The sequence below is a fragment of the Paraburkholderia sp. AV2 genome (genome assembly GCF_054968425.1).
In genome coordinates this window covers 39481-49418 of record NZ_JBANLK010000020.1, presented here as the reverse complement: position 1 = coordinate 49418, position 9938 = coordinate 39481, and the positions used below count along the sequence as shown (strand labels likewise).

Below are 9938 nucleotides of genomic sequence, written 5' to 3'. Positions count from 1 at the left end.
TATGGAGAATCAAGAGAGGCGCAAGTTCATCGTTCGTTACGTCAAAGCATACGTTTCCGTGCTGGCAGTTGTTGGCGTAGTGGTTGCAATTTCGGAATGGAAAGGTGCGGGCTGGAGGCCCGCGTTAGCAGGGGTTCCAATGTATGTTTCGCTTTTCGCCCTTGTTACCTATGCGATGCTCAGAGAGCTTCTCGCACTTAGGAAAAATTCAGATAAAGATAAGTCGTAGTGCTTGACAGAGCAGGTTCGAACGTGGCTACTAAAAATGCGGAAATGGATACCAACTATTGCGTCGTTAACAGTATTTTCGATTGCTGTCGGCGTTGCCAGAGGGGCTGACTGGAAAGCTACCATAGGGAGGCTGATTCCACTCTCGATCTTGGTCGTGGCGATCTATGTATATCAGACAATAAAGGCACGAAGAATTTTGAGGGGAGCGCCTCAATTGAGTAGAGGGAAGTTATTTTTTAGATTTTATATGGCGGTTTTATTTTTATTTTTATCATATTTTGGCATTTCAATTGCATTGGAGCTGCATGGGAAAGGTGTGGAAGCATTTTCCATGTTGATTCCAGTTCTTCTCGCCTGTGTGGCGCTATGCGGCTTTGCCCTATATCGAGAGTTGGGTGATCTGGAGGATGACTTTGAAGGGCTGGACTAGGATATTCAAAAATGACGATAAGGAAAGACCAAAATTCATAGGGTGTGGCCTCGTGAAAGCGCACGATCTGGCCTGCGGGCCTTGGGCACTCATTGAGGACGGTATCGAGCGCTAATCCCGCAAGCACCGGTAACGGCATCGCAGGTGCGAGCAGTGGTATCCCGTCGGCGTCTGTGACAGTCATGGGTCAATCAACGAAGATTCGGTTTGGCGGGAAATAAGGAGTTTTGAAATGAATAAAATATTCGATGTCATTGTTGCGCCCCCAATCCTTCCAGGTCGTTTTGTTTCCGACGATTTCAGTCATTTTCTGTTCTTTGACTTCTCTCTGCGAGGGAGTCCGCAATTTTTAGATGAAATTCAGACGCTTGCTGATGAAAATTCAAGGATTCAGGTCTTTTACGCGCACTCATTGGAGCTACTTGCTGAGGCAGATCGTCGCGAAAAATGGTCGACTATTGTTAGTCGTGTCGACCAGTCATTAGATCAACAAGGTGAACCCTACGGACTCGTTATCGCTGATCTGAATAGTGGCTGGCTACTTGCTCAACATTCTCCGGTTGAGTGGGGCGTATTTGCCGTCAAATCGAACTCCCGGTCTGCGCAGGTAATTCTCGACTCTATGGATAGCGAAGATTTTCTATCTGTCGACGAGTTTCGATCTGCCAAACGTAACGCGGATTCTAGGCTGCATGATTGCTTCGATCGTGAATTCATCGATGCTATTATCAACAACTACTAAAATTCCAATAATAGGTGGTTGCTATTCGCCAGAGATGTGGCAGGATTTTTATGGATGGGACGTTTTTCATCGCGGGTACAATAGTGTCGAGAATTCTTGTAAGCATAGGTGTGGGAATGTTTGCTGCTTTCTGCGCAGGAACTGCGGCAGCCTTATTCGCAAGCGGATATTTCTTTTTAAAAATGATTAATAGCCCGCGGCCTGGACAGACCATCTTCGATGCTCGAATGCTCAAGGGAAGATCCCTTTTTTCGAGTGACTACCTGAGCGAAGCAGGAAAAACTGCGCGGACAAAGTTCCTGAAATCGTTGCTCTGCTTCTTCACCTTCTGGATCGGTGGAGTCTCTATCTTTGCAGTAATGCAGCTATCGATCCACGGGTTCCGGTAATGACCGAGAGATACTAATTCCAAGACGGGAAAAATCAAGGGTGTAGTTTTATGAAAGCATTCGATCTAGCCTGCGGGCCGTGGACACTCATCGAGGACGGTATCGGGCGTTACATCGTCCTCAATGACTGCAAGCCCTTGGCGCTGGTCCTGCACCCGTTCCAGGCGGTTGCCCTGTGTCTGCAGGACATAATCAAACCCGGGTTGCTTGATAGTATCTCCATCATCGTCAGTCGCGTATATCCGCTGCCCATTCTGCCCGGCAAGGACGGCAGTCATTTCGAACTGTAGTCCCTGTCACCAACAGCGAATCACCGTATGAAAATCCGCAATACGCTGGCGGCGTTGCCCCTCACAATCTCGGCACCTCCGCATCGATAAATTGCAGGCATTCGGCAGAGTGTAAAACCCTGCCTTTTCTCGCGTGTTTGATCTTTTACATCTTCACCACGAAGTCGGCGGCGGCGAAGATGAGTCATGCCGACATTGATACAGGAAGGAAACAATGTTCTATAAAAATATCGCTACGGGTTTAATCGTTGCAACCATGCTGGCGGGCTGCGCAAGTGCAGGCGTCCAGCAACTGAAGACGGAAGATGCAACGACTGTCAGTGCCAAGATTACCCGGGACAGGAGCACGAAGGATGATGTGCGCGCGGCGTTTGGCGATCCAACCGAAACATCATTTACGGACAGCGGCAACGAGATCTGGCGTTACCGCTATTCGCATTCCACCGCCAAGGGGATCAACTTTGTCCCTCTCGCCAACCTATTCATGTCTGGCCAGGATGTGGACAAGAAGGAACTCGTGGTGCTCTTTGACGACAAGGGTGTCGTGAAGAATTTTTCCATGCAGTCCAGCAAGGAAGAAGTCAAGGGCGGCATCCTGCCGCAATAATCCGCTTTTCACCGGAAAATAATGATTCGTACCCAACGGCGGTCAGCGGCAACGCTTGCAGCCCTGATACCTCTTGCCGTTTGCGCGCAGGAGACCCCGCCCGATGTCGCGGCTGCCGCTCGCGCAAACGCGCTGCAAAACCAGCAACTCCAGCAGCAACGCGACGCGCAACAGCGCGCGGCCACCGTCGCCGCGCCCGCTGTCCTCTCGGCAGCGCCCGCAGCAGGCGCATGGCCGGTCCTGCCCTCCGAGACGCCGTGCTTCCGCATCGACACGTTCACGGTCGAGGTGCCGGATACGCTGCCGGAGGCACAGCGCGTCAAGGGCGCTTCGGCATTGCCGATGGACCGGTTTGCATTCCTGCAGGGCTGGTTGCAGCACTACCGGGGGCAATGCGTCGGCAGGCAGGGCCTCGACGCACTCACGAAAGGTCTGCAGCGCGAAATCCTGAGCCGGGGCTACGTCACCACGCGCGTCCTGCTCGCACCGCAGGACCTGTCTAAAGGCGCGCTGAAATTCTCCCTCATCCCCGGCGTCATCCGTCACCTGGAGTTCGTGGACCCGTCCACCCGCGGCACCTGGAAGAGCGCATTTCCTGCGCGCGACGGCGATGTGCTCCAGTTGCGCGATCTTGAACAGGGTCTGGAGCAGATGAAGCGCCCGGCAAGCCAGGATGCCACCATGCAGATCGTACCCGGCACTGTGCCCGGCGAAAGCGACGTCGACATCACCGTGAAGCGCTCGAAGCCCTGGACCTTCGTCGCCTCGGTCGACAACTCGGGCCAGCGCGCCACCGGCAGACTGCAGGGCAACGTATCGCTCGGCATCGACAATCCGCTCGGCCTGAACGACATCTTTACGGTCGGTGCGAACCAGGACCTCGAATTTGCCGACCATGGCCTGGGCTCGCACGGCTTCAACGGTTCGTATTCGATCCCCTGGGGCTACTGGACGGCCACGCTCTACGGCAACACGAACACGTACTACCAGCAGATCGCGACCGCGAACCAGGCCTTCGTATCGAGCGGCAATGCGCAGACAGCAGCCCTGAAAATCCAGCGGGTCATCAGCCGCAGCCAGAACGACGTACTCGGCCTCGAATTCCAGTTGATCAAGCGCTGGGGCGCGAGCTTCATCGCGGACACGACGATTCCGCAACAGGACCGCAACAACACGTTCATCGAAGGCGGTGTGACCGACCGGCATTATTTCGGCGCCGCTCAATTCGATGGCACGCTCGCGTACCGCCAGGGTATCGGGGGGCTCGGGGCAACGCCCGACCCGGACGCTGGCGACGGCACGCCGCAGATGGCCACATACCGCTTCCACATGGCGACGCTCGACGCGAATCTCTCGGTGCCGTTCGCGGTCGGTAGCCAGCCGCTGCGCTACGTGGCTACCGTGCATGGCCAGTACACCGGCGACACGCTGTTCTACATCGACGACCTGAGCATCGGCGGGCGCTATACGGTGCGCGGCTTCGACGGCGAACAGATGCTCGCCGCCGGGCGCGGCTTCTACTGGCGCAACGAACTGCAATGGCCTGTCGGACAAACGGGACAATCGCTCTACGCGGGCATCGACTACGGCCATGTTTTCGGCCCCGGTACCGAAGTGCTGGTCGGAACACAACTGGCGGGGGCCGTCATCGGCATCCGGGGCGGTCTGCCCATCCGTATCGGCACGCTCTCCTGGGACCTCTTCGCGGGCACGCCGATCTACAAGCCGGACGGGTTCGATACCGCCCGCGTGACGCTGGGGTTTCAGGTCATGGGGCAGTTCTGACGATGAACAGGGGAAAACGCCGACCACTCACGCGCGCCATGCTGCTACCGCTTCCGGTGCAGAAGGCACGGGCGCTCTCGCTCGCATACCATCTTGCGCTTTCGGTGCTGAATGCCGGGCGGGGTGGCCTGGAAGAGGCTGCCCGGCTTCTGCAGGCGGTCTATCTCGCCCGCTTCATGGCGGGTCCCGATCCGGGCGACGTCGGTCTGCTTGACGCGGCGGAGACCGCCCTCGATCACATCGGGGCACGCGTGGAAGCGGGCGGTGCCTGGACAGTCACGGAGTCCGAACACGCGGCTGTCCGGGCCGCGACGACAACTGCCACGTCGCCTGAGTGGGCGGCGTGACGTAGGGGCGCACGTCCTGCTGCGCGGCGAGAGAAACGCCCATGGCGGCCAGCGGTTCGCCGCGCCGATTGGGTGCCGGGGCCGCGAGATGGCGCCCGTTCGGGCCGATGTCCGAACGGGCCAGCGCGTAGCCGGCGCGCCTGATTTCCGCGAACTCGTGCATCCATTCGTCGGCGCTGACCGGTGTGAGCGACGCGTGCGCGGCGCGATCCGAAATAAACTCGCTCCAGTCATGCTTCTGCCTGTTCGCGGCAAGCATGCTCATTACCCCCTTCCCAGCCGCGCATCGGCGCTGGAGGCGCATCGTTTGTCGTCACGATGTTGCCACCTTGCGTCTCTATCAGTCTGCGGCAGACTCCGAGGTTCTGTTGTAAAGGACCGCCGCGACCGTCGCCGAAAAGCCTGAACCATTTCCTGGCCTTCCCTCAAACAGTGTGGCGCGCCGCCGCATCAGAAGTCAGACTTGTCCTACGCCGCAGTAGTCGCCGGGACTCTATCCTTACACCTGTCCTGAAGACAGGCAGCAGGGAGGTCGTGGTTGCGCATATTCGCGACCCCATTCTTTCCGTAATCGAGCCTTGTATTTCGGATTCCAAATCAATTAAGCTTGAAAAGGAGCATGTAGATGGTCGTTTCGTTCCTGACCTGGATTCGAACACAAGCTGAGCGGGACGATCCCGTTGGCCGCCTGGCGCGCGATGTCGAAGCGCGTACTGGAGCGCCGGAAGGACTGTGGAAGGCAAACTGGCTGGAGCATCTGGTGCTGCGCAAAGCCGGGCCGGGTGCGATGGCTGCGTTTGAAAAAGCCTGGGAAGAATACGCCGTCTCGTTTCTGGACAAGTACCGTTAAATATAGGTGTTGGACAACTGCCATGAGCCCGCTTTCTTTGATCGATGTTTCGTCCCTGCGCGACCGCGCTCACTCGATTGTTGGCGATGACCGCGCCCGGTCGGCGCCGGTCGACACGCTGCGAGCGCGCGATGAAATTGGGGCCCTTGCTCAAAAGCATGACAGCCGGTTTGCTCTGACAGGCGCAATCTTCGCGGGCATTCTCATATCGTTCGGTGCGCTGGTCGCGGCTCACGTCATGTTCGGCAGCAACGGCACGTCCCACGAGACGCGCAATTCGCATTAATACATAATCAGGTATCCTTCATATGTTCGAATCGATCATGGTCAAGCTTCGACAGCCACAGGGGATAGCCGCGATCCCCGTCGATCCGGACATCCTGCTGGCGGAACACATCGAATACCACATCCACCTGTATGTGGACTTTGCCATGTGCGCCGGATGCCTGCTTGTCTTTTCCGGCGCCTACGCGAGCGCTCACCTTCTTCTCGACAATCTTTGGTGAGGGTTCTGCCCGTTGCGGCGCGGCATTGGCTCAGGTGGCATAGTCCGCAACTAACGGTCCAATCAGCGCGACTCGATAAACAGTCCGACTGGTCGGGTTATCCGGCATCGGTTGAAGCAGCGCATTTCCCCCATACGCAGGCGTCAAGAACTGCCGCGGCGTGCCGATAACGCAGAGGCGAGGTCGGCGGTGTCGGCCGTCGCGGATTGCACAGGGGCTTCTGGCGGGCCGCATGAAGGCGCATGAGCGCGGGCCGCGCCCGGCCGCCGCCCCGGACTGGAACGCAGATACGAACGCACGAACGAACGCACACACGCGCGGCGGTGGCATGGGTTTGCCGCCGCGCCAGGAGATAGCGCGGGTATGAGCTATTCGGAGAGGACGGACGGCGCAGGCGGGGCTCAGCCACGCGGCCCACGTTCGTCCCATGATTCCGCAGAGGAGGCGTTTGCGTTCGAGCGCGGCATGCTCAAGCTCATTGCACGTAGCGTGCCGTTGCCGGAACTGCTCGCCGAGGTATGCCGCCGCGCCGAGCGCCTGCTGGGCGACGGCGCGTCGTGCTCGATCCTGCTGGCCGACGCAGACGGCCAGCATCTGCGCGTCGGCAGCGCGCCGTCGCTGCCCGGGCGTTACCACAGCGAGTTCGACGGCGCGCGGATCGGGCCGGGCAGCAGCCCGTCCGGCATGGCGATGTACGAGAACCGCATCGTGCTGGTGGAAGACTTCCACGTGGAAGCCGGTTGGGGCGATGCCGTGCGTATCGCCACGGCGAGCGGCCTGCGCGCCTGTTGGACGATGCCGCTAGGCAACGACGCCGGGGGCGTGCTGGGGGCATTCGCCGTCTACCAGCGCGTGCCGTGGCGGCCCGGCGAGGCGCAAGAGGCGCTGCTGCGCGACATCGGCCTGAGCGTCGCCGCGCTGCTCAATCAGGTGACGGTCGCGCAGCGGCTCGCCCAGAGCGAGGAGCATCACCGTCTCGTGGTCGATCACTTGAACGAGGGGATCGTCGTACAGTCGCGCGACGACACGGTGCTCGCCTGCAATCCCAGTGCGCGGCGTATCCTGCGTCTTTCCGGAGACGTGATCGGCCGGAGCATCATGAGCGTGATTCCGCGCGTGCTGGACGGCGACGGACGGCCCATGCGCCACGGCGAGCGCCCGAGCATGCGTGCGCTGCGCACCGGCAAAGCCGTCATCGGCGAGACGGTGGCGCTCGAACTGGCGAACGGGGGGATCGTCTGGGTGACGGAAAACGTGCTGCCGATCTTCCGCCCCGGCGAGACCGAGCCGGTTTCGGTCGTCGTTTCGTTCACCGACATCGGCGCCGTGCGCGAAGCGCAGCAGCAGCTCAGATACCTTGCTACGCGCGACCCGCTAACGGGCCTCTACAACCGCGCGTGGCTTGCCGACTGCATGCGCGATCTGCTGGACGGCGAGGCGGGCGACGGGCGTCTCGCGCTGCTGTTCGTCGATCTGGACGGCTTCAAGAAAGTGAACGACACGGGCGGCCACGAGGCGGGCGACATGCTGCTGCGCGTGGTGGCCGAGCGGCTCATGCGCTGCGTACGCGACGCCGACACACTCGCGCGCGTGGGCGGCGACGAGTTCGTGATCGCCGTGCGTCATCACGACGACGAGGGCGAACTCGTGACGCTGGCGCAGCGCGTGCTGGACGCCATTGCCGAGCCGTTCGCGGTGGCGGGCAACGAGTATTACCTGGGCGCCTCGATCGGGATCAGCCGTTTTCCCGACGACGGGCTCGACGCCGCGGCGCTCATGCGCAATGCCGATTCCGCGATGTACGTGGCCAAGCAGCGCGGCACCAACCAGTTCCAGTTTTTCACGGCCGAGCTGAGAGACCGGCTGCAGCGCCGCTTTCTCGTGGAGCAGTCGTTGCGGCGCGCGCTGGCTTCGGGCGAACTTGCGCTCGTGTACCAGCCTATCGTCGACGGCGAGACGGGCAGGCCGATAGGCGCGGAGGCATTGCTGCGCTGGGAGAGCAGCGAACTCGGCCCGGTGTATCCCGCCGAATTCATTCCGGTGGCGGAAGACACCGGCCTGATCGTCGCGATTGGCCACTGGGTGCTCGAGCATGCGTGCCGGCAGGCCGCGCAATGGCGCCGCCTGCTCGCGCCCGATTTCGTCATGGCCGTCAACCTGTCGCCGCGCCAGTTCACCGAAGGGCTCGTCGAACAGATCGAGCACTGTCTGGCACAGGCGGGCCTCGACCCTGCAGGTCTCGAACTGGAAATTACCGAAGGACTACTGATGAACGACACGCAGACGGTCATGCCGATGCTGCGTGCGATCAGCGACCTCGGCGTGCGTATTTCCGTGGACGACTTCGGCACCGGCTACTCGTCGCTTTCGTACCTGAAGCGCTTTCCGCTCCATCACCTCAAGGTGGACCGCTCGTTCGTCATGGGCTTGCCCGACAACCGCGATTCGGTGGCGATCACGCAGGCCGTCGTCGCCATGGCCCATTCGCTCGGTATGCGCGTTACGGCCGAAGGGGTGGAAACGCCCGAGCAGTCGTCCTTCCTCAAATCGCTGGGCTGCGAGCGCCAGCAAGGCTATCTGTTCGGGCGCCCGGTCGGCGCCGCGGCCTATGCCGCCATGCTGCGCGGGGGCTGCGAGACCGCTTCGTAATTCGTAATGGGCAGCGGGATTCTCGGCAAATGCGGCACAATCTCCTCCGTGGCGCCAGCGAAGCAGGAGGAAGCGATGAACCGCAGCACCGAAAGGAACCGGACCGACTGGATTGCCCGCTCCGAAGCGGCGGAGGGCATCGAGCGGATCGAGGCTTTTTTGCACGGCAATGCCTACTCGATGCACCGGCACGACACCTACGCGATCGGCGTCACGCTCGCGGGCGTCCAGTGCTTTCATTACCGGCGCGGCTTGTGCCGCAGTCTGCCGGGGCAGACGATGGTCCTGCACCCGGACGAGGCCCATGACGGTCAGGCGGGCACGAGCGAGGGTTTCCGCTACCAGATGCTCTACGTGCAGCCTGCCGCCATTCAGGCCGTGCTCGGCGGCAAGGCGCTCCCGTTCGTCGAGGGCGGGATCGCCACGGATCCGCGCCTGTTCGAAGCGACACAAAATGCGCTGCGCCGCATGCACGCCCACGCGGAACCGCTCGAACGGGACGATGCGCTCTTCGAACTCGCCATCGCGCTCGATGCCGCAGCGGGCGCACGTCCGGCCAAACCCTCCGCGGATTATGCGGCGGCGCAACGCGCACGGGATTATCTGCAGGCGGCCTGCACGGAGAACGTCACGCTGGACATGCTGGCCGCCGTCGGCGGACGGGACCGCTGGAGCCTGTCACGCGACTTCAGGACGTTCTACGGGACGAGTCCCTACCGCTACCTGACCATGCGCCGGCTCGAAGCGGCCCGCGCGATGATGCTGCGCGGCATGCCACTGGCGGATACCGCGGCTGCCGCCGGCTTTTCCGACCAGAGCCACATGACGCGGCATTTTCGCAGTGCCTACGGCATTTCTCCCGCGCGCTGGCTCGCGATGATGGGCGGCCCGCGCCGCGGCTGATGCAGGCCGGCATAATAAGGCATCCTATAAAATGACTCCCTGGTGTTCGCTGGGTCCGGCCGCACCATCGGCCGATCGGGTTGCATGGCGCTGCGGGCCGTCGGCGCACGCTCTATTGATGGTAGAGCGTGGCCATGTCGGCGAAGGAGGCGGGCCGCGCAACTGCGGCGTACTTCACCTTCTTGTCGCGCCGCGCATGCTTGTGCGCG

13 protein-coding genes are annotated in these 9938 nt (G+C 60.9%); 12 read left to right on the top strand and 1 reads right to left on the bottom strand.

The window, feature by feature from the left end; genetic code table 11:
* The first annotated feature begins 1 nt into the window (after position 1).
* The 7 genes from V8683_RS15845 to V8683_RS15815 all read left to right on the top strand — a co-directional run bounded on the left by V8683_RS15845 (position 2) and on the right by V8683_RS15815 (position 4474).
* Positions 2-229 (top strand): hypothetical protein, encoded by a 228-nt coding sequence (locus tag V8683_RS15845; protein WP_411192651.1) that lies wholly within the window; start codon positions 2-4, stop codon positions 227-229.
* A gap of 156 nt (positions 230-385) precedes the next feature.
* On the top strand, positions 386-661 hold the full coding sequence (locus tag V8683_RS15840) for a hypothetical protein (protein ID WP_411192652.1): 276 nt from the start codon (positions 386-388) through the stop codon (positions 659-661).
* Between the two features lie 232 nt (positions 662-893).
* Positions 894-1403: a hypothetical protein gene (locus tag V8683_RS15835; protein WP_411192654.1), complete on the top strand. Its 510-nt coding sequence runs from the start codon at positions 894-896 to the stop codon at positions 1401-1403.
* Between the two features lie 116 nt (positions 1404-1519).
* Complete coding sequence (locus V8683_RS15830) at positions 1520-1792, top strand: hypothetical protein (protein WP_411192656.1); 273 nt, start codon at positions 1520-1522, stop codon at positions 1790-1792.
* A gap of 50 nt (positions 1793-1842) precedes the next feature.
* Complete coding sequence (locus tag V8683_RS15825; RefSeq protein ID WP_411192658.1) at positions 1843-2082, top strand: hypothetical protein; 240 nt, start codon at positions 1843-1845, stop codon at positions 2080-2082.
* 214 nt (positions 2083-2296) lie between these two features.
* Positions 2297-2689 carry an outer membrane protein assembly factor BamE domain-containing protein gene (gene bamE / locus V8683_RS15820; protein WP_411192660.1) on the top strand — a complete coding sequence of 131 codons (393 nt, stop codon included), beginning with the start codon at positions 2297-2299 and terminating at the stop codon, positions 2687-2689.
* A 21-nt stretch (positions 2690-2710) separates the two neighbouring features.
* On the top strand, positions 2711-4474 hold the full coding sequence (locus V8683_RS15815; RefSeq protein WP_462880660.1) for a ShlB/FhaC/HecB family hemolysin secretion/activation protein: 1764 nt from the start codon (positions 2711-2713) through the stop codon (positions 4472-4474).
* Between the two features lie 276 nt (positions 4475-4750).
* On the opposite strand, the gene V8683_RS15810 is transcribed toward V8683_RS15815, so the two are convergent.
* Positions 4751-5125 (bottom strand): IclR family transcriptional regulator domain-containing protein, encoded by a 375-nt coding sequence (locus V8683_RS15810; protein ID WP_411192664.1) that lies wholly within the window; start codon positions 5123-5125, stop codon positions 4751-4753.
* A 321-nt stretch (positions 5126-5446) separates the two neighbouring features.
* Between V8683_RS15810 and V8683_RS15805 the strand changes: the two genes are divergently transcribed.
* The 5 genes from V8683_RS15805 to V8683_RS15785 all read left to right on the top strand — a co-directional run bounded on the left by V8683_RS15805 (position 5447) and on the right by V8683_RS15785 (position 9729).
* Positions 5447-5671, top strand: coding sequence for a YozE family protein (locus V8683_RS15805; RefSeq protein WP_411192665.1), 225 nt, complete (start codon positions 5447-5449; stop codon positions 5669-5671).
* Positions 5672-5693: 22 nt separating this feature from the next.
* Complete coding sequence (locus tag V8683_RS15800) at positions 5694-5957, top strand: hypothetical protein (RefSeq protein ID WP_411192667.1); 264 nt, start codon at positions 5694-5696, stop codon at positions 5955-5957.
* 22 nt (positions 5958-5979) lie between these two features.
* On the top strand, positions 5980-6177 hold the full coding sequence (locus tag V8683_RS15795; RefSeq protein WP_411192669.1) for a hypothetical protein: 198 nt from the start codon (positions 5980-5982) through the stop codon (positions 6175-6177).
* A 363-nt stretch (positions 6178-6540) separates the two neighbouring features.
* Positions 6541-8826: a bifunctional diguanylate cyclase/phosphodiesterase gene (locus V8683_RS15790; protein WP_411192671.1), complete on the top strand. Its 2286-nt coding sequence runs from the start codon at positions 6541-6543 to the stop codon at positions 8824-8826.
* 75 nt (positions 8827-8901) lie between these two features.
* The gene (locus V8683_RS15785) at positions 8902-9729 is read left to right on the top strand and encodes an AraC family transcriptional regulator (protein WP_411192673.1); all 828 of its coding nucleotides are present in this window, start codon (positions 8902-8904) and stop codon (positions 9727-9729) included.
* Positions 9730-9938 lie beyond the last annotated feature (209 nt).